The 22,446-nt window shown below is 47.3% G+C and carries 14 protein-coding genes; 5 read left to right on the top strand and 9 right to left on the bottom strand.

The genetic code is table 11. The features are described from left to right. Nucleotides 1–888: 888 nt before the first annotated feature. The gene (locus OP864_RS07655; protein WP_270100622.1) at nucleotides 889–1,845 is read right to left on the bottom strand and encodes an EamA family transporter; all 957 of its coding nucleotides are present in this window, start codon (nucleotides 1,843–1,845) and stop codon (nucleotides 889–891) included. A 175-nt stretch (nucleotides 1,846–2,020) separates the two neighbouring features. Here OP864_RS07655 and OP864_RS07660 point away from each other — a divergent pair, with 175 nt between their 5' ends. The 4 genes from OP864_RS07660 (at nucleotide 2,021) to feoB (ending at nucleotide 6,706) form a co-directional block, all read left to right on the top strand. Next, nucleotides 2,021–2,878, top strand: a complete 858-nt coding sequence (locus OP864_RS07660; RefSeq protein ID WP_270100623.1) for a hypothetical protein — start codon at nucleotides 2,021–2,023, stop codon at nucleotides 2,876–2,878. Between the two features lie 81 nt (nucleotides 2,879–2,959). Next, nucleotides 2,960–4,342 carry a peptidylprolyl isomerase gene (locus OP864_RS07665; RefSeq protein WP_270100624.1) on the top strand — a complete coding sequence of 461 codons (1,383 nt, stop codon included), beginning with the start codon at nucleotides 2,960–2,962 and terminating at the stop codon, nucleotides 4,340–4,342. A 187-nt stretch (nucleotides 4,343–4,529) separates the two neighbouring features. Continuing rightward, nucleotides 4,530–4,772: a FeoA family protein gene (locus OP864_RS07670; RefSeq protein ID WP_041329585.1), complete on the top strand. Its 243-nt coding sequence runs from the start codon at nucleotides 4,530–4,532 to the stop codon at nucleotides 4,770–4,772. Further along, the gene (gene feoB / locus OP864_RS07675) at nucleotides 4,760–6,706 is read left to right on the top strand and encodes a ferrous iron transporter B (protein ID WP_270100625.1); all 1,947 of its coding nucleotides are present in this window, start codon (nucleotides 4,760–4,762) and stop codon (nucleotides 6,704–6,706) included. The genes OP864_RS07670 and feoB overlap by 13 nt, the downstream gene beginning before the upstream one ends. Nucleotides 6,707–7,103: 397 nt before the next feature. Here the strand turns inward: feoB and OP864_RS07680 are convergent, their stop codons facing one another. The 5 genes from OP864_RS07680 to OP864_RS07700 all read right to left on the bottom strand — a co-directional run bounded on the left by OP864_RS07680 (nucleotide 7,104) and on the right by OP864_RS07700 (nucleotide 11,738). Further along, nucleotides 7,104–8,630, bottom strand: a complete 1,527-nt coding sequence (locus OP864_RS07680; RefSeq protein WP_270100627.1) for an asparagine--tRNA ligase — start codon at nucleotides 8,628–8,630, stop codon at nucleotides 7,104–7,106. A gap of 445 nt (nucleotides 8,631–9,075) precedes the next feature. Next, on the bottom strand, nucleotides 9,076–9,999 hold the full coding sequence (locus OP864_RS07685; protein ID WP_015692315.1) for a hypothetical protein: 924 nt from the start codon (nucleotides 9,997–9,999) through the stop codon (nucleotides 9,076–9,078). 27 nt (nucleotides 10,000–10,026) lie between these two features. Then, entirely contained in the window at nucleotides 10,027–10,458 is a 432-nt protein-coding gene (locus OP864_RS07690; RefSeq protein WP_270100628.1) for a nuclear transport factor 2 family protein, read from the bottom strand. An 87-nt stretch (nucleotides 10,459–10,545) separates the two neighbouring features. Further along, nucleotides 10,546–11,142 carry a C40 family peptidase gene (locus OP864_RS07695; protein ID WP_270100629.1) on the bottom strand — a complete coding sequence of 199 codons (597 nt, stop codon included), beginning with the start codon at nucleotides 11,140–11,142 and terminating at the stop codon, nucleotides 10,546–10,548. A 53-nt stretch (nucleotides 11,143–11,195) separates the two neighbouring features. Continuing rightward, nucleotides 11,196–11,738: an NADPH-dependent FMN reductase gene (locus OP864_RS07700; RefSeq protein WP_270100630.1), complete on the bottom strand. Its 543-nt coding sequence runs from the start codon at nucleotides 11,736–11,738 to the stop codon at nucleotides 11,196–11,198. 192 nt (nucleotides 11,739–11,930) lie between these two features. On the opposite strand from OP864_RS07700, the gene OP864_RS07705 reads away from it, so the two are divergent. After that, nucleotides 11,931–12,629: a metal-dependent hydrolase gene (locus OP864_RS07705; protein ID WP_015692319.1), complete on the top strand. Its 699-nt coding sequence runs from the start codon at nucleotides 11,931–11,933 to the stop codon at nucleotides 12,627–12,629. Nucleotides 12,630–13,592: 963 nt separating this feature from the next. Here OP864_RS07705 and OP864_RS07710 read toward each other — a convergent pair. The 3 genes from OP864_RS07710 to OP864_RS07720 all read right to left on the bottom strand — a co-directional run bounded on the left by OP864_RS07710 (nucleotide 13,593) and on the right by OP864_RS07720 (nucleotide 22,310). After that, nucleotides 13,593–16,505: a TonB-dependent receptor gene (locus tag OP864_RS07710; RefSeq protein ID WP_270100631.1), complete on the bottom strand. Its 2,913-nt coding sequence runs from the start codon at nucleotides 16,503–16,505 to the stop codon at nucleotides 13,593–13,595. Nucleotides 16,506–16,868: 363 nt separating this feature from the next. Then, the gene (locus OP864_RS07715) at nucleotides 16,869–18,446 is read right to left on the bottom strand and encodes a carboxypeptidase-like regulatory domain-containing protein (RefSeq protein ID WP_270100632.1); all 1,578 of its coding nucleotides are present in this window, start codon (nucleotides 18,444–18,446) and stop codon (nucleotides 16,869–16,871) included. A 447-nt stretch (nucleotides 18,447–18,893) separates the two neighbouring features. Beyond that, a complete protein-coding gene (locus OP864_RS07720) occupies nucleotides 18,894–22,310 on the bottom strand; it encodes a DUF4175 family protein (protein ID WP_270100633.1) in 3,417 nt (1,138 codons plus the stop codon). Nucleotides 22,311–22,446 lie beyond the last annotated feature (136 nt).

The raw sequence follows: 22,446 nt of genomic DNA on the forward strand, positions 1-22,446 counted from the left end.
CGATGTCAATTTTTGAGCTTCTCTGCCGAAGCGGTTGCAAAGATACAAAGAATATTTTTACAACCAAATTTTGAGAGAAAAAAATTACTAGGATTTTTTGAAGTCCTAGTAGTTCGCAAGCTCAATGTTCGCCACACTTTCTGTAGCGCTGTGCTACAAAGGTAGGACAAGATTGTGGTTTGACCAAATGTTTTTTGAGGATTTAGGGAACTTTTTTGAGGGTTGGACGCTAAGGGGTTGATTTGCTGGAGCTAAGGAGGAAATCTTTTTTGAGGACTGTCTTGCCTAATGATGAATAGTTATTATATCATAGTGCAAAAGCCTCCTACTATTATAGTATAGTAGGAGGCTTTCCGCTCTTTGCTGCCCAAAGGGCAGCTATATATTATATGGTGAAGCCCGAAGGGCTGAACGCTTTGCTGGGCGCTTTGGCCCCCAAGGCCAAAGGAGCACAGCCCCCAGGCGGAGGCAGCGAAGGGAAAAACCAAAACTGAAATGGAATATTTTGAGGGCCTATATTATATAGAGTAGAAAATGGCTGTGGCCGCCGCCTACCGCCGGCCGGGTCAATAAGCTGCGGCCGAAGGCCGCAGCGCTTAGCGAAGCTTGTAGCCGCGTAGCGGCTTCTAGCTGAGCGGCGGCCTAGCGATGTGCAGCAGTGGCCGAAGGCCAGACCAAGGAGCAAAGCGATGAAGGGCCGAGCGAGCAGCGAGCTGCGAAACGTAGCGCCGACGAGCGAAGCGAGGCGGAGGCCCCTAAACAGCAGCGAGCTGCGACAACAAGGACTTTAGTCCGTCTTCGACGACCAAAGGGAGTAAACGTAGCGCCTGCCAAAGGCAGACAACAAGGCTGCAAGCCGCAGTTCGACGACTAAAAGGAGTAACGCCCCTAAACCACCTCTTTATCCAATTGCAAAAGCTCCTCATCAGCTTCTAGCATCTTCTGATTGGCTGTTTTGAAACATTGGTTTACTAAATAGACACCTATAATAGTCAAAAACATACCAAGCCATGTAAGCCAGGTCAGGCGCTCCCCTAAAACAAGAGCGCCTGCAATCACAGCAACAATAGGGTTGATATAAGCACTTAAGGCAGCTTGAGTGGGGGGTAAATGTTCCACTACATATATATAGGCAGAATAAGCGACAAAAGAGCCAAAAACCACCAAATACAAAATAGAGCCCCAAAACTGCATACTCAGCTGGCCAAAAACGAGTTGGTCCCAACTAAAAAAAGAACAAATAAGGGCTGTAAAAAGGCCGCCAGAGAACATTTGCAAACCTGCCCCCATCAATAAAGAAGTATCTGGCTTCCATTTGGCAGCCAAAACGGAGCCCAAAGACCAAAACAAAGTAGCTCCAAACATAATCAATAGCCCCAAGGCAAAATTGGGACTTTGTTCAAAACTATCTAGGTAATTAGAGAACACCCCTAAAATACCGACTAGTCCTAAGGCCATTCCCCCTATTAACTTAGGCGACCAGGGCAATGGTCGAATCATAAAGTGGCTAAAGATTGCAATAAAAATAGGTCCACTAGCCGAAACTACCGAAGCAAAACCACTTTCTACATATTGCAAGGCCCAAGTCATCAGGGCATTGCCGGCGCCTAAAAGCATCAGACCAATAATAATAGTTTGGAGTAGGGCCTTTCCTCTAGGGAAGCGGGCACCTCTGATCCACATAAAAGCAATTAGTGAACTACCAGCAATACACTGTCGAACAGAGGAGAGAAATAAACCATGGGCCTCCTCCACGCCTATGCGGGTAGCTAAATAAGTAGTACCCCAAAAAAAGCTCACCAAAGCCAAAGCAATAAAGGCCTTGCGAGAATCTGCTTTTGTCATCGCTATTTTTTCCGCAAAGAACGGCTTTTTTAGGCAGCTTTGTTTCTCTGCTCCAAGCTTTTCCTTTTCAATCAGGCTAAAAACTGTAGGCTAAAAGGAGCCGAAACCAAATTGGCAGGAAAACTTCTTATCTTTGCCCCTTGATTTTATACCACCTTCTTTAGCAATTGATTCTATGAGCTACTACCGCCACCTTATTGCCCTCCTTTTCTTGGGAGTCTTGCAAGCCTGTAACAATGGCCCAGAGGCCCCAACTGAAGAAAACCCTTTGGCCAGAGTGTACGACAACTATCTCTACGCCTCTGCACTAGATGGTATTGGCAAGGGGCTGTCACCAAAAGATAGTGCCCAACAAGCCGAACTCTACATTGACAAATGGATTATGGACCAAATGCTACTTGGCGTGGCCCAAAAACAACTCCCCAACAAAGAAGCGCAACGCATCAACCGATTAACAGAAAGCTACAAAGCCTCTCTAACCATTGCCTACTTTGAACAAGAACTCATCAATAGAGAACTAGACACCCTGGTCACGCCCGTTCAATTGGCCCAATACTATAATGCCAACAAAGAACAATACATTGCCGGAGAAAGCTGGCTACGCTGCCACTTTATTCGTGTCCCCAGAAAACTAGAAGGCGTAGATAAACTCCGCAACTGGTTCAAATCAGATAAAAAAAGCGATGAGGAAAAAGTAAAACAGTTCTGCCTCTCCAATGAAAGCCAAATGGTCTTTGCCCTAGAAAAAGACCGCTGGGTAAAATATAAAAGAGTCGCCGACCGACTACCCGATAACCGCCTGCCCTCTAGCTACCTTGAAAAAGGCCGGGTATTTGACCGCAGCGATAGCAAATATGTCTACCTCTGTAAGGTCTTTGAATATAAAGACAAAAATGAACCCGCCCCCCTCTCTGAAGTACAAGACGAAATTTCTAGAATTATTCTTCACCAAAGACGTCAACTCATCCTGGACCAAGTCCGAAAAGAAGCCAGAGCCAAAGCCAAAGAAGGCAATGTCTTTGAACGCTTCTAAACCCATCCTTCTTTTCAATTCTTGCGTTGCAAGGCAATGAACAATCTGTTTACCCCTAAATGCTAATGATTACTAACTATTATGATGTATAGACTCCTTTTCGCTTGCCTGCTACTAAGTAGTGGCCTATTTGCCCAACAGCAAATTGACCGAGTAGTCGCCCTCGTAGGCAATGAACCCATTCTCGTTTCCGATATAGAAGCACAATACCGCCTGCTCCTATCTAGAACCAAAGAAGCACCACCAGAAAACGCCCGAGCCGTTATTCTAGACCAACTGCTTACCAATGCCGTGGTCCTCGCTGAAGCCGAACGCGATAGCTTTACCGTCTCTGCCGTCGAAATTGAAGGCCAACTAGATTCCCGAATCTCCGAAATCCTTCGATATATGAATAATGACCCCGAACAGTTTAAAGCTTATTACGGCAAAACTCCAGAAGAGGTCAAAAATGATATGCGCGAAAGTATGCGCAAACAAATGGTCGTCCAACGTATGTCGGCCAATATTATGCAATCCGTTACCGTTACCCCCAAAGAAGTGCAAACCTTCTTCAGTAAAATCCCAGAAGATAGCCTGCCCTACTTTAACTCAACTGTCGAACTCGCCCAAATCGTTATCAAACCCAAAGTGAACGATAAGGAAGATGAACGCGCCCGCCAAGAAGCAGAACGCATCCGCCAAGAAATTCTTGATGGTGCAGACTTTGCCGAATTGGCCAAACAATACTCTCAAGACCCCGGATCTGGCGCCCGCGGCGGAGACCTCGGCATCACCAACCGAGGTAGCTTTGTCCCCGAATTTGAAGCCGCTGCCTACCAACTCGACGAAAACGAAGTCTCCGAACTCGTCAAATCTCAATATGGCTACCATATTATCCAACTACTCGAACGCCTCGGTAATAATATCCATACCCGACATATCCTCATTAAAGCAGAACTAACCCCCGCCGATGAAGAACGAGCAAAAAATGAAGCCGATAGTATCCGCTCTCTGATCTTACTCGATTCCTTTACCTTCGATCAGGCCGTCCAACGCTTCTCAGAAGATGAGTTTAGCAAAACCAGAAACGGCGCTATGATGAACCCCCAAACAGGCGAACCCTACTGGGAACTTGGCGACCTTAGCCCCGAAGTCTATTTCGCTATCGAAAAACTCAAAAAAGGTGAAATCTCTGAAGCTATCGAGTATAGTACCCCCTTCGGAGAAAAAGAATATACCCTCATCAAAATTAGAAACCGAACAATCCCCCATGTCGCTAATCTCCAAGATGATTATAGCCGCATCCAAATGGCCGCTAAGGAGGAGAAAAAATCTCGCTATATCCAAGAATGGGTCGCCAAGAAAATTGATGACCATTATGTCGAGTTTAAGTTCCAATCTCTAGGTAGTTATGCCGACTTCTTTATCAAAAAAAATGGACAAGCCAAAAATCCACAACTACAACGCTGGATGATGGAACCCTAATCCAAAAGTAAACCCAAACACCCAATATCCGTCTACAGATGCTGTAGACGGATATTTTTTTAGCCCTTTGCCTATTCCCCCCTTTTTCACTAATTTAGCCCACCCAAAAAAAGACAGAATTATCTTTTTTTGGGGCTTTTGTAGATTTAGTCTAAATTTGCAAGACCACACACACAATACTATATATATGTCTGAAAATTCTTCCATCCGCCGACTCTGGGAAGCCAAAAAAGGAGAACAACTTACCTTCCTCCATACAGACTCCCCTTTGCTCAGCCTAAAACTTATGGAGATGGGCCTCTTTCCCGCCGCTAAGTTCCGCCTGCTCAAAAGAGCCCCCCTAGCCGGCCCCCTCCTCCTCGAACTTGCCGATAATTTGCAACAATTGGCCATCGGGCCAGCAGAAGCCAAAGAAATATGGATACAGTAGCCAATAAACATCTAAATATCGCCCTGCTTGGGCCCCCTAATGTGGGCAAAACCTCTCTCTTTAACCAACTCACTGGCCTCCAACAAAAGGTCGGTAACTTTCCTGGCGTTACCGTAGAGAAAAAAGTAGGCAAAATTCAATTGCAGGAGCTCAACGGCCAACTGACCGACCTGCCCGGACTTTATAGCCTCTTCGCTAAATCTCCAGATGAAGAAGTGGTGATCAAAGCATTGGAAGAGGAAAGCTTTGACGCTCTGCTCTTGGTCCTCGATGCTAGCCACCTCGAAAGAAGCTTACTCCTGGCCCAACAAGCCCTAGCTATGGGCATCCCCGTTCTGCCCCTACTCAATATGCTCGACCAAGCAGAGGGCCAAGGGTTCCAGTTTGATACTCAAGAACTCCTCCCCCTCCTCGGCCAAGAACCTCTCCGTATCAATGCCCGCCAAGGACTTGGCCTCGACCAAATCCCCAAGGCCATTGATCAACTCCTCTCCCAAGAGGCTCCTTCTGCTAATGCAGAATTTTTAGCCCTGATGAAGTCAAATGATGCTGCCGCTCAGCTGAAGGATAGCCAAAAACGACTCGAGCAAATTCGCCCACAACTTAAAAAGGCCCGAAAAAAAACCAGCACTAAACGCAGTTGGTCCCATTTCTTAGACCAATGGACCAGCCACCCTATCGCTGGCTATCTCATTTACCTTACGGTCCTCTTTGGCATTTTTCAACTGATTTTTAGCCTGGCCGATTGGCCTATGGGCCTGATCGATGAAGGTACAGGCGCCCTAGCTAGCTTTATCGCAGAACTCCTCCCCCCTGGCCCAATCAATGAATTGATTACAGAGGGGATTATCCCCGGCATCGGCGGGGTCGTGATTTTTGTCCCCCAAATTGCTATCCTCTTTTTTGCCCTCTCCATCCTCGAGGAAAGCGGCTATATCTCTAGGGTGGTCTTCCTCATGGATAAACCCATGCGCTTTTTTGGCCTGAGCGGACAAAGTGTGCTCCCCCTCCTTTCTGGAGCCGCCTGCGCTATTCCCGCCGTGATGGCCGCCCGAAATATTAGCAGCTGGAGAGAACGCATGGCCACCATTTTTGTCAGTCCCATGATTAGCTGCGCCGCCCGCCTGCCTGTTTATGTCATCCTAATCGCTCTGGTGATTCCCGATGGCAGTAGTTGGGGCTTTGGCTGGAAAGGTCTCGCCATGCTGGGCCTTTATCTCCTTGGCGTGCTTGGCGCTCTGCTCACGGGCCTTGCGCTCCGCTTTATTCTCCCCAAAAAGGACCAAAACCCTTTTGTGATTGATCTTCCTAGCTATAAATGGCCCCGCTGGCAAAATGTCTTTCTCACGGCCTACCAAAAATCAAAGTCTTTTGTCCTAGAAGCCGGTAAAGTCATTCTGGCCCTCTCCATTTTGCTCTGGATTCTGGGTAGCTATGGCCCCAGCGAAGCCATGCAGGCCGCCGAAGAACGCGCCCAGCAAATGAGCCAAAATGATAGCGAATTGGCCCAAAATATGGCCGCCGAAAAATTATCCGCTAGCTATCTCGGCCATCTCGGCCACGCCATTGAGCCCGCTATTCGCCCGCTCGGCTACGACTGGAAAATTGGCATCGGTTTGCTGGCCTCTTTTGCCGCCCGCGAGGTTTTTGTCGGCACTATGGGTACTATATATAGTATGGGTAGCGAACCCGAAGAAAATACCCTGATCGAAAGGATGCGTGCCGAACGATTTGAAGATAGCCAAAAAGCAGTTTATAGCCTGCCCACAGGCATTTCTCTGCTGGTTTTCTACGTTTTTGCTATGCAATGTATGAGCACCCTAGCCGTGGTCTACAAAGAAACTCGCTCCTGGAAATGGCCGCTGCTGCAATTAGTTTATATGACAGGACTTGCTTATTTACTAGCCTTTTTAAGCTATCAATTACTTAGTTAATTTGTTTTTGGGGCTGCCCACTCGCTTCGCTCGGGTCGGGCTGTTTCGCAGCTCGCAGGTCTGCTCGGCCCTGCGCCGCCTGCGGCGGCTGGGTCTGGCGCTTCGCGCCACTGCTGTCCATCCCTCAGCCAGATTTAATCGCGCTGCTTTGGCCATAGTTTGCTATGAATTTTCTGCTAGGCCAGCTATTTTTTAAGGGCATAGCCTTCGCTATGGCCGAGAAAAATAGGGCCGACTAGCGGGAAATTGCTGCAAACTATAAAAGTGAGTGCGTTTAAATTTGGCTATAGCCGAGGCGCTGCGCGCCTTTGCGGCGGCTTGGCCGCCTGCTAAACGCACAAAAAAGCGCCTAGTCTCTACACAGAAACTAGGCGCTCTTTTTATTATACCCTTAGCCTTAAGGCTTGATTTGTCCATAACGACGCTGGAAAGGCAAGGTCTCTCTAACGTGGTTGAGGCCACAAACCCAACGCACCAAACGCTCTAGGCCCAAACCAAAACCTGCATGAGGCACCGAACCAAAACGACGAAGGTCCAAATACCACTCAAAGTCGTCTTGATCTAAGTTGTGCTCGGCAATTTTGCGGACCAATACCTCTAGGCTGGTTTCCCGCTCAGAACCTCCCACAATCTCGCCATAACCATCAGGTGCCAAAAGGTCTACCCCCTTCACCAAAGAAGGATCGCCATCTACTTCTTTCATATAGAAAGATTTGATTTTGGCTGGCCAGTTATAGACCATCACAGGCGTAGAGAATACTCTGGTCAATACAGTTTCATCCGAGTTACCAAAGTCTTCGCCATCTTCAAAGTTTTTGGCCGACTCGATCCAGTCTGGAATATGACGCTGTTTTTCTTCCAATTCTTTGGCCTCTCCTCTGAGGGCCAAAATTTTTCCTTCATTGAATCTACGCGCACCTTTTTTCATACCCGCAGCAATGGCTTTCTCTCTTTCTGCAATCTCCGCCTGGATTTCAGCTAGGCGGGCCGTAGCTTGGGCCAAATCTTCTTCCTGCAATTTGATGGCATTCTTACCATTGATCTCTAGCTCTCCACGCAAAATTTTCACGGCATCGCTATAGGCTACTCTAGGGAAGGTTTCGGCCACTACTTTTTCGAGGCTGCTGGTATCTCGGCCCAATACCTCTAGTTCATCTTTACAACGATACAGGACCTCGCCAATGACCGACTTAATAAAGCGCTCGATCAAGTTCATATTATCTTCATTGGTATAAAAGGCCATTTCGGGCTCAATCATCCAAAACTCAGATAAGTGGCGGGGTGTATTTGATTTCTCTGCACGGAAGGTAGGACCAAAAGTATAAATCTTGCCCATGGCCATGGCCATGGCCTCTCCATAAAGCTGGCCCGATTGAGACAAATAGGCGGGTTGGCCAAAAAAGTCGGTCTCAAAAAGGTCGGTAGTGCCTTCACAGGCGCTGCCCGTGAGCAAAGGCGCATCCATTTGCACAAAATCCTCTGATTGGAAGAAATTGTGAATGCTCATAATCAGCTGGTTGCGCAAACGCATAATGGCCCATTGGCGGCGGCTGCGGAGCCAAAGGTGGCGTTTATCGCTCAAAAACTTTACGCCCATTTCCTCATCAGACTTTGTGATGGGATAGCCTTCTGCATTATGGTAAATCTCGAAGCTGCTCACTTGAAGCTCATAGCCGCCCAAGCTCTTTTCATTGCGGATGAGCTGGCCAGTAATGGCCAATGAACTTTCTAGGGTGAGCGTTTTGGCCAACTCAAATTGTTCTTCGCCTAGGCTTTCTAGGGCAAAAACGGCTTGGGTAAAGCCAGAACCATCTCTAAAGTCGGCAAAGCAAGCCGTTTTACTTTTGCGGATTTTGGTCACCCAACCTTTAATGCTGACCTCATGGCCAACTAGCTGTGCAAAATCCTTGATATATTGTTGCATAAAGTAGATGAATTATCTTAGGAAAGAAAGGCCATTCCGAGCAAGGGAATAGCGCTCACAAAAATATAATTTTTAGGGCCATAGCAAAAAGAATGCAGGAAGAACTTTGGCCCATGGCGTCCTACAGGCGGCGAAGCCGCCGCAAAGGAGCGAAGCGACTGGCCACAACAAGGCTGAAAGCCGCAGTTCGACGACCAACGGGAGTAACCGATGTGAAAGGATGGCCGTCAGGCCAGAGCAAGGCGGCGAAGCCGCCGCAAGGGAGCGAAGCGACTGGCCTAGCGATGTGAAAGGGTGGCCGTCAGGCCAGACCCAGCGGGCGCAGCCCGCGCAGGGCCGAGCAGACCTGCGAGCCCTGAAACGACAACAAGGCCGTTAGGCCGCAGTTCGACGACCGAAGGGAGTAACCGCCGCCACATTATATTCATCGGAGGCCCCAAAACCTCTAGCCCTTCCAGCGGATCCACCAAGGGAGGCGGTTTTCGGTCCATTGATAGAAGGGCATATTTTCGGCCCCAAAGCCCTCATAAAAGCGGGCAATTCCGGGGATGCTAGAGCCCTCAAAGTCAATGAACATGGGCTTATTGGCCTGGCCCTGAATAAAGAGGTCCATGAGGTAAGGCATAGCGCCCACCTCCTTGCCTGCGGGAGTGGTATAATTGAGCAAATTGATATATCTGGCGCCATTGAGCAGCCAAAAAACGGCTGCGCAGACCTCCTTTTGTTCATTGAGGCAGAGCATAAAGAAGCCTTGGCCACGGTGCAGGGCATTGTAGATGATGCGGAGCGCAGCATGATAAGTAGCCTGTGGAAACTGCTCCCCTTTTCGGAGCATCTCCTGTTCTAATTGGGCCACAAAGTCCTCGGGTTTGATGGAGCTAGTGGCAAAAAGATTGGCTTTTTCGCCCTTTTTGATATTTCGCTTATGGTTGCTGCTATAATTCTCATAGAGTTTCTCATAAGGTTGATTGAGCGGCAGCAAATAATTGGGTCGTTCTTGGACCTTATAATCGGGCAGGCGTTGGATAGCGCTCATGCTATCATTAAAGGCCAGTTGGCTATGCTTAAACTCTTTGGGAATAGCCTGAAGGAAGGCCTGGATGCGGGCCTCCGAGAACCCATTTACGGTAAACAGGCCCAGCTGTTGGCAGAGCGGCGGTTGATAAAGGCGTTTGATGCCAAAGAGTTTATCGTTCCAAGGCAGCGGAAAGACCGATTGGTAATCATCCTCCACCAGTCCCCACCAATTATCGGCTACATTATCGAGATACCAGGCATAGCCATAAATGAGGCTATTGGGGGCATAGTGGACGCAGCCATTCCAGCGAGGCAGGTCAATTTCGTCGCGATGAAGCAGTCTAATATTCATAATTATAATCGAGAGCGGGGAAGAGATTTAGAAATCGGGGGCTTGGGGCAGTTCGAGGACCACCTTCCAGCTATTATCTTCTTGGCGGAGCAATTGCATTTTGCTGCCCGACAGGGGTTTTCCGTCTTGGTCGCAACAAAAAGAGCAGAGCGCTTCTTGGCTAGAAAGCAATTCGCATTCGGCGGTTTTGATTCGTTTTTTATTGGCGGCGGCCTCGGCCTTCATGGCCTTGCGTTCGCTTTCGGTCACGGCATTTAGGGTTTGCTCAAAAAAGACCAAGATTTCTTTAGATTCTGGAGTAGACAGCTGCTCGGCCTTCTCAAAATCGCCATCTAAAAAGGCGTGCATAAAATGCAGGGCCACCGATTCGGGTCGTTCTTTTTTGAGTTTTCCTGGCGGGCGATGGCAGGCCGTACTGAGCAGAAAAAGGCCCATAAAAAAGAGGAGATATAAACGCATAGGATAAAAATTAAACAAGCAAGCTCTGAGCCCAGAGCTTGCTTGCAGGAGAACAGATTCGAAAATCGTTTTACTGATTTAGCTTGCTTATAGTACTCTGCGCAGGCCCATATAGACTTTCCGCCAGTAATTATTATTCATAGAAGCCTCCATCACGCCGCGGCTAGAAGAGGCGTGAATAAACTTCACTTCTCCATTGACATTAGAAGAAACTACCCCCACATGATTGATGCGGTTGGGCGTACCGGTAGCAAAAAAGATGAGGTCGCCAGCCTGAGCTTGGTCAAACTTTACGGCCTGTCCTGTACGGGCTTGATCTCTAGACACCCTAGGGATTTGGACCCCAATGGTCTTAAAAACGGTCTGCGTCAGGCCCGAGCAATCCATACCACTAGCGGTAGTGCCGCCCGTGCGGTAAGGCGTGCCATAAAAACTTTGGGCCTTGGCAATCAGGGCATTTACCTTAACCTGCTTGCTCGCCGAGCTACCCATATAGGCAATATTATCGCCCGCAACGGGATTGCTGCCAAAGGGGCTGCTCATACCCGAGTTATTGCTATTGCTACTTTCTGCCGCCTCTAAACTCTTCACGAAGGCGGCAAACTCTTTTCCGTACTTATTGAGATCTACAATGGCCTTTACTCTTTGGCCTCTGCTATTATTGAGATATTGAATACCACGCATAGAATTGGAGATTTATTTCCAGCAAGTTAATGCTTTTCTAGCAAAAGACTTCCTTAAAAGGCCAAGAAACGCTCTACCTGCTCTTCTAGCGCGTTTTGGCTAGCGGCTAAGAGTTGTCCAGACTCCTCTAACTGGGCCCCTATGCTAGATATAGGCAGCTGTTGGGGCATGACCGTAATTTGCAAGTAGTTCAATACGCCCGTCAGATGCTCCATGCCTCGCAGGTTCCCCGCTCGTCCCGCAGCTACGCCCACCAAAGCCGCCTTCTTGCCCCCCTGAAAACTTTCTTGGTAGGCATAAATCGAACAGGCATCCAAAAATAACTTCAGTACGCCCGGATAACTGCCGTTGTACTCCGGAGAAACAATAAATAACTTATTTGGCGCAATCAAATACTGCTCTTGTATGGTCCGCAAAGCCGAAGATTGCTGCTCAGGATCATACATATCTATATGCAAGATGTCATCGGGTAAATCTTCTAGGCTAAAAAAGCGTACTTCCTCTTCCGCTTTCTCTTTAAAATGAGCAAAAGCCGCCTCTGCGACAATTCTAGTTTTGCTGTTGGGGCGGTTGGTCCCCGAAATTACTACAATCATTTATTATGTATATAAGGAGAAGCCCAATCCCTGAACTTCTTTCTAGTAAGCTAATTGCAAAGGGAACAATGCCCAATAGCCAAAGTTCTAAAAAAAACTAGGGAAAAATAGGGAAAAGCTTAAATTAGCTCTATACCCAAGCCCTAAACCCAGTTCATTTATTCCTTTTACCTCAGAAATTTTTCTTGCCTTATGAAAATTACCTACTACGGTCACTCTGCTTTTATGGTAGAATTAGGCGGCAAAAAACTCCTTTTTGACCCCTTTATTACGCCCAACCCCCTAGCCCAAGAAGCTAGCATTTCTGCAGATGACCTTAATCCCGACTATATTTTACTTTCGCATGGACATGCCGATCATGTTAGCGATGCCGTGAGTATTGCCCAACGCACTGGCGCAAAGGTGGTCGCTATTTATGAGGTGGCCGAATGGCTGCAAAAACAAGGGATCGAAAATACACACCCCATGAATATCGGGGGCAAATGGAATTTTGGCGAGTTTACTGTCCATTGCACCACCGCCGTTCACTCTTCTGCCCTACCCGATGGCAGCTATGGCGGCAACCCCATGGGCTTTGTCATCAGCTCTAATGATGGTACTTTCTACTTTGCCGGAGATACCGCCCTCACTATGGATATGAAGCTGATTCCTATGCTCTATCCCAAACTCGATTTTGCCCTGCTCCCTATCGGCGACAATTTTACGATGAGCTATGAACATGCCATCATTGCCTCCGATTTTATTGAGTGTAACACGATTGTCGGCATCCATTTCGACACTTTCGGCTTTATTACTATCGATCATAAAGAAGCAAAAGCCGCCTTTGAAGCTAAAGGCAAAAACCTCTTTATCCCTAAAGCAGGAATGAGCTTTTCTATCCAAAAAGGATAAGGATTTGGGGCCTCCGCTGAATATAATGTGGCGGCGGTTACTCCCTTCGGTCGTCGAACTGGCGTCCCTATAGGGACTGGTTGTCGCAGCTCGCTGTTTTTTTGGGGCCTCCGCAGCAAAGCTGCGGCGCTACGTTCCGCAGCTCGCTGTTCGCTCGGCCCTTCAGCCCTTCGGGCTTCGGTCTGGCCTAACGGCCACTGCTGCACATCGCTAGGCCGCTCATCTGTCTTTTTCCTTTTAGCTTTTTTCTTTGGTGGCTGGGGAGTTTTGGGCCATGGGCTGAAGCCCATGGTTGCGGGTCTATGCAAACTGGCGGGCTAAAGCCCTTGTTTGCTATAAATGATATGGGCCGATGGTTTTAACCATCGGCTCATTTTTATTGCGCCTAGTATGGCCTCTTTTGTTGCTGTAGGTTTCAACCTACAGGTATATATCTCGATCCTACAGGCCCCCTTATACCTTACAACATATTCCATTTAGAGGAAGCTATTCGCAATTTGTGAAACGGCTATTGTAAAGCAGGGGATGCTATTCGCAATTTGTGAAACCGTAGATCAAGACTTTGATAGGCTATTCCAAAAACTCGTCCTACAGGCCCGAAGGGCCGCAGGCCTAGGGGCCTGAAAGGGTGGCCGAAGGCCAGACCGAAGCCCGAAGGGCTGAAGGGCCGAGCAGACCTGCGAGCCCTGCAAGGGCCCGGCCGCCGAAGGCGGCAGGCCCCAAAACAACCTTCCTAAGGGACTGTTCAGGATTTTGTGTATCAGAATAAAATTTGGGCCTTTAGCTGCTTAGGATTTGGCCAATAGTCGCCTAGGGACAAGCCCCTAGGCAGCAAAAAGGAGAAACACAAAATTTTAAACAGTCTCTATTTCACAGAGCTCTATTCCCTTGACTAAAAAAGCCCAAGCATTTTAATAATGCTTGGGCTAATACTATATAGGATAAGCCAAACTAGAAACAGCCCTATTCGGCAGCTCGATTAAATCGATAATTGACGCCCAAAGAAAAGCTTCGGCCCAAATCATAGCGCTGAATAAAGTATTCTTTGCCTTTATAGTCCAAAGATTCCCGATAGCGGCTACCCAAAAGATTGTTTGCCCGCAAGCTCAGACGGAAGCCCTTGCCCAGCTCTTGCGCTAGATTAAAGCCCAAAAGGGGAACGGGCTGCTCATACACATTGGGGGTACCTCCACGAACAATCAAAGAAATGCGGGGACCAATAACATTAAAAACGAGATTGGCCGTTGTTCCATAATCATTTTTATAGGCCAAAAGGAAGTTGGCCGAATAAGGCGATTGACCAAACATGGGGCGACTATCCTTAGCATCGGCTACGGTAGCCCGAATCTCCGCTAACTCTAAAGGATCAATTTTAGTGGCCGAGTAGATATAAGCAAAATTGGCCGCCAAGCTAAAGTCCTTGAGCGGAGCAGCAATAAAGCCTAAGTTTTTGCGCAGCTCTAGCTCCAAACCTAGAATTTGGGCCTCTTCTACATTACGGAAAGTAATCTCTGAGTTGGGGGCAGTAGGATTAAAGGTGCGCTCAATAGGATTATAAAACTGCTTAAAAAAGCCTGTAAGCGAAATCAATTCGGCAAAGCTGGGGTAAAACTCATAGCGCAGATCAATATTATCGGCTAGGCTGCGCTGCAAGTTAGGGTTACCCGCCAAGAGATAGCCCCCATCTACATCAAAATTGGTGTAGGGCGCCAACTCCCTAAAACTAGGTCGGGCCAAGGTTCTAGAATAGGCAAAGCGCAACTTCATTTTATCATTCAACTCATAATTTAGGCTAAGGGCCGGCAAGAGGTCCAAATTTTTGAGCAAAGGAGAAGATTGGTCCAAATGCAAAGAGTCAATAGCTTGTAAAGCGGGATCTAGAGAAAGCATGCTCAGGCTAGTTTGCTCCATTCTTAGGCCCGTGATCAAGCGCAACTTTTTCGTCAGGGGCAATTCGCTCATCAGGTAGAGGCCAAAAACATCTTGTTGGGCATCATAGCTATTTTGTAGATCAATATCAGAATCGGCATAAAGGCCTTGGCCATTATTGGCCCATTGGTTTTCGCCTGCATCGTATTGGACCAATTGGTCCTCGGCAAAATAATCTGTCAAATTGCCATTAAAGGGCACAATCCCCGATTGCTGAAAGACAATGCGGTTTTCTCTAAAGACTCTAGCTTTTCTATTATAGCTAGCGCCGGCCATCAGCTTAGCCGAAAGGCCATTCCATTGTTTGTAGGGCAAGCTCAAATCAACTCGGTTGGACCAAGTGTTTTCATTCATTTCTCGATAAAAGCGGCTGGGGCTATTATCACTACTCAACTTCAGAAAATAGCGATCTTGATCGGGGCGGTAGCGATAAGTAAAATAGCGCAGGTCGGGTTCATCTTGGGCAGAAAGCGAATAAGCGCTTTGCCATTTGATCTCTAGGTTTTTCCATTTGGGGATAAAATGTTTTCCGCCCAATTGGTAGCTGCTCAGGCTGCGCTCTAAAAACCGCCATGACTGGCTAATAAAAACATCATCGGGATCATCTCTAAATTTGGTCCCTTCGGCATAGCGGGCGGTAGAAGTTGCGCTTTGGTTGCGCAAAACGGTTAGGCGAAGCTGATTATTTTTATTCAGTTTGTAGCTAGCGCCTAGCATGGCTCCCCAAAGGGTTTCATCTCGGCCCAGCTGCTCCTCCAATTGAAGCTGAGAAGTAAGGCGGTTGGTGCTTTGGCTATTGCCGCCCAATTCATAAATTCCATAATTTCCATTGGTATAGCCGCTAGCCTGTTGGCTATAACTGAGCGAGGCAATAAAGCCTAGGGGTTTGCCAAACAACTTTCTTTGATTGCCGATAGAAAAAGACGCTCGGCTATTGAGGAAGCGGCTACGGCCCGACTGCTCCCAATTATTGGCAAAGCTGCGGCTAGCGGCAGCGATCTGCTGCGCATCTGCTGCATTAAAACTGGCGGAGCTGTTGGGCTCAAACTCGGGCAATTGGCCCTCCTCGATATTGGGAATAGTAGAAGGTAATTGGCGAAGGCCATCATCAAAGCCGAGCGGGTCTGTGCTACTTCCCGCATAGCTATTCAAATTGGGATTGAAGCTAGCGATTGTATGATAAGAAGTAGACAAACTGGCGTTGATACTAAAGCGTTCTGGAAAATCCTTGGTCTCAATATCAATATAGCCTCCAGTAAAATCGCCATAGAGATTAGGGCTAAAGGATTTATAGACTAGAATATTATCAATGAGGTTAGCGGGAAAAAGGTCCATTTGGACCGAATTGCGGTTAGGGTCTAGGCTAGGGATTTCGGCCCCATTGAGTGTCGTTTTGCTATAGCGATCGCTTAGTCCACGCACATAAACATACTTGCCTCCTTCTACCGTAACCCCTGTAATGCGGCGCATAGCGGCGGCGGCATCATTATCTCCAGTTTTCTTAATTTCTGCGGCCGAGACCCCATCCAAAACCTGAGACGACTGTCTTTTGATGGTCAGCAAAGCATTAGCTGTATTTCGGATTTGCTTGGCCTCGATGACCACTTCATCTTGGGCCAAGGCTTCTTCTTGCAGAGTGAAATCTAATTGGAAACTTTGGCCTTCGGCTAAGCTAATATTTTCTACGGTTTGCGTGCTAAAGCCCAAATAAGAGCATTGCAACTTATAGCTGCCTGCGGGCAAATTAGGCAGGCGGTACTCCCCTTCAAAATTAGTGATTACACCAATATTGAGCTCGGGTAGAAAGACCGTGGCCCCAATCACGGGATAGGCAGAGCTGGCCTCTAGGACCTTGCCGCTAATGCTGGCCATAGCGGCTTTTTCTTGTGCCTGACTGAGGCTCAGGCTAATAAAAAGCAGAAAAATAAGTAGTGAAAATTGTTTCATAATCCATACATATTGAAGAAAGCGGAAAGGATATCTTGCGGTGGGCAGGGCGCAAAGCGCAGAGCTTCCATTTGGCCTAGCGATGTGCAGCAGTGGCCCGCAGAGCCAGACCGAAGCGCTGCAGGCGCTGACAACAAGGCTGAAAGCCGCAGTTCGATGACCGAAGGGAATAACGGCCGAGCGACCCGACCAACGGGAGCCGACGCAGCGAAGCAAGTAATAGCGAGCTGCGAAACGACAACAAGGCCGTTAGGCCGCAGTTCGACGACCGAAGGGAGTAACCGCCTGCCGCAGGCAGGAGGCCCCAAAACATCATAAAAAAAGCCCAGCGCCTAAAAGACGCTGAGCCTATACAAAACTGACTTAATTGGATGTGCGGAAGATGTTGCTCGCATTGATATTGTGGAAGATACAGCCCTCGATTTTGAGGTTGCCATCTTGCCATTGCTTGTAGCTATCTTGCTCTTGGCCGATGAGGTCCTCGATATCGATGCCACGGTCAAAACCACTGAAAATAGAGTTATAATATTGGCCGCCGGCATTGTCTCGGAAAGTAATGGCGCGGCTATTGGGATTGCCTACAAAAGTGGCGTTGGCGAAAGTGGGCGTGGCGTAGGGCGTAGCCGTTTCGGGGTTGGTGCCACCATCATGTTCGCCGCCACGGTCGGCATCATCATTGGGATTTTCATTTTGGTGAACGATCACAAACTGATTGCGGCCACGGTAGCCCTCATCATAATCTAGGGCATCATCGGCGCAGAAAGCGGAGATGAGATATTTGGCATCTACGGTGCCGCCAAACCACTCGATACCATCGTCCTTATTGCCGATCACCTCGACATATTCGATCGTTGTTCCCGAGCCTACGCCCCCAAGCGTAAGGCCGTTAATTTCGTTATCGGCGCCAATATTTGAGCCGCCATGGCGGATAGAAACATAGCGAATGACGCCAGAATTATCATTATCTAGGGTTCCGCCATAAAGGCCACGGCTTTCCGAGCTAGGGATCCCTTCAATTTGGGTTTGGCCGGGCGTAGAATTGAGGCTCGCCTTACCGAGAACGATGAGTCCACCCCAGCGGCCACGTTCGGTAGCTGCGGTACCCCCTTGGTCGCCTTCAAAAGTGAAAATAATTGGTTCTGCGGCGGTTCCTTCGGCCATCAACTTGCCGCCTGGGGCTACAATCAGGGCAGAAGCATCGGCGCCAGAGCCGGCCTTTCCTTGGACAATGGTCCCTTCTTCAATGAAGAGCGTTTGGCCGCTACTGACAAAAACGAAGCCCTCTAAAATATAAGTCGTATCCTTGCTCCAATAGACTGAATCGGCGGCATTTTGCATCAAACTATCGCTAATAGTTTGAACAGGGCGGCCCGTGGGCAGGGCGGCAGAAGTTGTATTTCCGGCCACAATTCGGCTATAAAAAGACCAGCCATCGTACCAGGCCGTGCTATTGGGATCTAGGGCCCCTTTGAAGTTTGTAGAGATAAACCAATTGTCATTTAGGACGGCTTGCGTACCAAAATTGAGGCTGCTAGCGGGCAAAATCGAGTTAGTTTGGAAAATGCCTGCGCTACTATCGACTTGATTATTGGCGGTTGTAAAATAGCTAGAGACAAAGGCATCCTCTTGCAAAGAAGCGTTAATCGTCTGCTCCTCTTCGCCATTCAAACTTTGCTCGATACTGCGGTAAGCCAGCTTAATAAACTCGATACTTCCGTTGCTCGTCCCTTCAAGAGAATAGCGGCCATCGGCGGCGGAGCTAGTTGTGGCGACCTCTGCCCCATCTAGGTCATAAACCGTTACGGTCACGCCTGCGAGGGCATCGCCATTGCTATCGGTTAGGGTACCCGAGATGCCAGAATTGGCCTCATCTTTTTTGCAGGCCGTAAAAACTAGGCTGCTCAGCAGCAGCAGAAAAGAGAGAATGCGAAGATGTTTCATTAGGTAAAATTTGGAGTTGAGAAAAGTCGATTTGATGCTTGGGGGACCATTTGCCTGCAAAGGAAGTCTTTTCTCTTTAACTGCTCGTTAATTGCCTATTATCTTTAGCTACTCAATTTCGTCGAAATAATATTTTGCTTAACAACTAATTAAGCTTCACTTCATCTGAAATCAACCTAATTCTCATTTAAAGTTAATCTAGTTTTTGTAACCTTTTTTTTGGGGGGCCTGCCGCCTTTGGCGGCCGGGCCCTTGCGGGGCTCGCAGGTCTGCTCGGCCCTGCGCTTTTTCGCTTTGCTCAAAAGCTGGGTCTGGCCTGCGGCCACCCCTTCAGGCCCCTAGGCCATTTTGGGCTTCGCCCAAAATTCTAGATGCGGGGAGCTAGACAAAAAAAGGAGCCCCGCGATTGCGGGGCTCCTTGGGGAGAATTCTATCCACTAACTACATTTATCGGAGGGCTCTAAAATAGCCTTCTACTCTTTTCTTATAGTAGGGTTTGAGGTTAGGCGAAACGGTCCGGAAGAGTTCCACTTGCCCCTCTCTTTCTTTGAGGTATTCCTGCATAGCGGGGGGCATATTTTTGGGTAAATCTTCATTGGGTCGTTCGGCTCGTCTTTGGTCATCGTATTCTCTTTCTCTTTGGGCCTTTTCATGTTCGAGCATACGAGTGAGAATATCTTGTTGGCGTTTATTGATATCGGAGGGTAGGCGTTTATTGACCAGGTCGGTTTCCACCTTATCCATTTGGTCAATAATATCTTGCAGTTCTTTTCCGCCGCCTTTGCCTTTTTGTTGGAGTTCGCGTTTCATTTTCTCCATAGCTTTGCGGATAGCGGCTTGTTTGGCGGCCATTTCTGCAAACTGTTTACTAGAGGGCGACTGGCCATTTTTCATCATTTGCTCTAGCTTTTTGAGTTGTTCTTGCAGGCCTTTCTGCATCTCCTTCATGCCGCCCATATTGGGTTGGTCTCCATCTTGGCCTTTACCTTTGCCGCTACTACCGGGTTTACCTTTGCCGCCGGGTTTTTCGCACATTTGTTCGCCGGCCATTTCGCTAGCCATTTGCTGTTGCATTTGGTTCATCGATTCGCTGAGCATTAGGGCCAGGTCATTGATATAGGTCATACTATATTGTTGTTGGACCATAGCGGGGCGTTTTTGGCGTTCCTCCAGCAAGTCGATGCCTTTATTGAGGGTCTTTTTGGTATCATTGACCTTTTCGGTAATAAAGCTTTCGAGTTGGTAGACTCTTTTGGCTAGGGCTTGCAAGCTATCCTCCACCTGTTTAAAATCATCTTTGATTTTATATTGTTTTTGGACCAGCTTAACATATTTGGGCGTATTGGGCAGGGTGGCCTGCACCTCATCGATTAGGGCTTCTTGGTCAAAAGAGAGGTCGACTAAATTTTCTAGCAATTGGCGCATCGCCTTAAGGTCTTGCTCCATTTGTTTCATTTGGCCTTCGCCCATCATTTCGCCCATTTCATCGGCCATTTCCTTCATCTTCTTGGCGGCATTTTTCTGCGACTTGGCCGCCTGTTTATTCTGCTTCTTTTTGAGTTGGTCCGAAGAATTTTGAAGATTTTCTTGGGCCTCTTTTTTCTGTTCTTTGAGATCTTCATTATCCATTTCCATCGGCTGATCGAGTTCTTCGTTTTTCTCTTTAGCCTTATCCATTTTATCCTGAATCTCTTCGAACTTCTCGTTGATTTCCTCCTGTTTTTCTTCTAATTCTTTTTGTTCTTCAGCAGATTGTTGATCGCCATCTTTTTGCTCGGTTTCCTCGGCCAATTTTTCTTGTTCTTCGGCCAGTTGTTCGAGTTCTTCTTTGGCGTCCATCATTTCTTTTTCCAGCTCCATTTTCTTGAAGAGGCTAAGCATGCGGTCCAATTCGTCTTTTACTTCCTCCTCGTTCATCTCCATATTTTCGAGTTGTTCGAGGACCTCCTTCTTATCCATTTTGTCTAGCATCTCCTCCATCTTTTCAAAGAGTTCTTTCATCTCATCAGACATGACCTCTTCAAAAAGCTTTTCGATCATTTCCTGTTTTTTGAGCAGTTCTTCATCAACCTGTTGATACTGTTCTTGCTGCTCTTTATTTTCTTGGAAATTCTGCTCGGCATTTTGGATTTTCTCCTGTGTTTCTTTTTGCTGTTGGATAAGCTTCTCAATTTCTCGGCGGTCTTGCCAATTGAGTTCATTTTTCTGCAGCACATTTTCCTTAGCCTTTTTGATTTCTCTTTTGAGTTTTTCCATTTCGGCTAGGGCTTCTTCCAGATCAGATTTAATGGCTTCATCATTCTTTTCTTCTTGGGCCTTCATTTCTTCTACGGTAGCCATTTGGTAAACCATTCTGCTGGTTTTAGAAGATTTGCTCCCTTGTACGCCATCATTATCCCAAACTTGGAAATAGTAGCTAAGTTTATCGCCTGGTTCTAGGCCCATATTCCGAAAATTGAGGGTATAGCGATAAGTTGTTTGCTTATTGCTGCGGATGGGCAGGGGTTCTACTTCTTGGCGCAAGATTTTTCCATCTCGCTCAATCGTATAATGAAAAGCGAGGCTATTTAGGCCATAATCATCAGAAGCCGAGCCAGCAAAATACATCAATTTGCTATCTGTGCTATCGGCAAACTTTTCCATCTCAATTTGGGGATAGAGATCGGGAATAACGGTAATGCTATAATTTAGCGAATCGCCCATAGGCAATTTAGCATTAGAGAGGTAGATTTTATAGCTACCGTCGGCTTGTAGTTGGCGTTTGAAACTAAAGTTTTGGCGGCCAGAGCGTTCGGCTTCTTGGCGTTCTTCTCCAGCAAAGCGAACAGCTAATTCATCGGTAAAGTTGGCGGCAAACAACCATTCTACTTTGGTGCCTGCGGGGACCACTAGGTCGCCGACATTATCTAGAGTTTCATCTTTGCGGCCTGTATAGGCTGGAAAATCTAGGGCGGTTTGGAAATTCAGCAAATTGGGTTTTTCCAAAACGTTCATGCTATAGCTCTTAGAGCTAAAGCCATTGGCTTGAAAGCGGAAATTAAGATCTTCTTGGACCTTGGGGAAGATATAGCGAAATTGGGTAGGGCTCAGTTTCTCCATCTTAAACTGATAATTATCCACCTCAATAAAGACCTCTGCGGGCAGAGCGCCTTTTTCTTCAATATCTACGATAAGTTCAAAGTCTTCATATTGCAGTAGTTTTTTGTCCAAATTGCGGGGAACAAAACCAAAGAGTGCTTGGCGCTCAAACTCTTCATTATTAGAAAGAATACGGCCCGTACTATTCTGCACAATATTAGAAAAAACCAACAGTCCAAAGAAGATAAACAAAGGGGGGAGCACAAAACGCAAATACTTGCGGTTTTTGCGCAAATCAATGGCCTTTTGAAAAGGCACGGGGGCCAATTCTACTGTTTTTTGGTTGATAGCAGCTAGCAGCAAAGCGCTATTTTCTGCCTGCGCCTGTTGGTTGAGCTGTAAAACATTGAGCAATTTGTCTTGCACATTGCTAAAGTGCTGGCCCACAATCTGGGCGGCTTTCTCATGAGAAATCACCTTGCCTAAACGGAAATATTGCAGCAAAGGCCAAATGACCCAATAGCTAAGTCCTAGGCCCGCCAAGGCCAAAAAGCTATAAAACAAGCTTTTGCGGAAAGCCATAGAAGAGACCGAAGACGTAAATACATAATGCTCTAAAAGCACAAAGGTCACCCAAATAACTGAAATCAGGGCCAAACTATGCAAGCTGCCTCGAATCAAGTTATTGAGATAGTATTTTCGAATAAACGCATCTAGTTTGTGGAGTAGCGTCTGATATTGGTTCATATGATTGATAATGAGATTGTTTCCTGAATTGGCATACACTATATAATAATACGATTTTTATTAAAAAGGGCTGTCTCTTTTAGAAAACTTTAAATCGGGCTTTTTCAAGGAGAATAGGCTTTGGGGCCTAGCATTAGCGAATGGCCCTCTCCTATTTATTTCTGAAAATCTTTTT

Source organism: Saprospira grandis (assembly GCF_027594745.1).
Lineage (GTDB): Bacteria > Bacteroidota > Bacteroidia > Chitinophagales > Saprospiraceae > Saprospira > Saprospira grandis.

Coding starts and splice junctions, on each gene's coding strand:
- OP864_RS07655 (WP_270100622.1), bottom strand. CDS start 1,845: ATGACAAAAGCAGATTCTCGCAAGGCCTTTATTGCTTTGGCTTTGGTG.
- OP864_RS07660 (WP_270100623.1), top strand. CDS start 2,021: ATGAGCTACTACCGCCACCTTATTGCCCTCCTTTTCTTGGGAGTCTTG.
- OP864_RS07665 (WP_270100624.1), top strand. CDS start 2,960: ATGATGTATAGACTCCTTTTCGCTTGCCTGCTACTAAGTAGTGGCCTA.
- OP864_RS07670 (WP_041329585.1), top strand. CDS start 4,530: ATGTCTGAAAATTCTTCCATCCGCCGACTCTGGGAAGCCAAAAAAGGA.
- feoB (WP_270100625.1), top strand. CDS start 4,760: ATGGATACAGTAGCCAATAAACATCTAAATATCGCCCTGCTTGGGCCC.
- OP864_RS07680 (WP_270100627.1), bottom strand. CDS start 8,630: ATGCAACAATATATCAAGGATTTTGCACAGCTAGTTGGCCATGAGGTC.
- OP864_RS07685 (WP_015692315.1), bottom strand. CDS start 9,999: ATGAATATTAGACTGCTTCATCGCGACGAAATTGACCTGCCTCGCTGG.
- OP864_RS07690 (WP_270100628.1), bottom strand. CDS start 10,458: ATGCGTTTATATCTCCTCTTTTTTATGGGCCTTTTTCTGCTCAGTACG.
- OP864_RS07695 (WP_270100629.1), bottom strand. CDS start 11,142: ATGCGTGGTATTCAATATCTCAATAATAGCAGAGGCCAAAGAGTAAAG.
- OP864_RS07700 (WP_270100630.1), bottom strand. CDS start 11,738: ATGATTGTAGTAATTTCGGGGACCAACCGCCCCAACAGCAAAACTAGA.
- OP864_RS07705 (WP_015692319.1), top strand. CDS start 11,931: ATGAAAATTACCTACTACGGTCACTCTGCTTTTATGGTAGAATTAGGC.
- OP864_RS07710 (WP_270100631.1), bottom strand. CDS start 16,505: ATGAAACAATTTTCACTACTTATTTTTCTGCTTTTTATTAGCCTGAGC.
- OP864_RS07715 (WP_270100632.1), bottom strand. CDS start 18,446: ATGAAACATCTTCGCATTCTCTCTTTTCTGCTGCTGCTGAGCAGCCTA.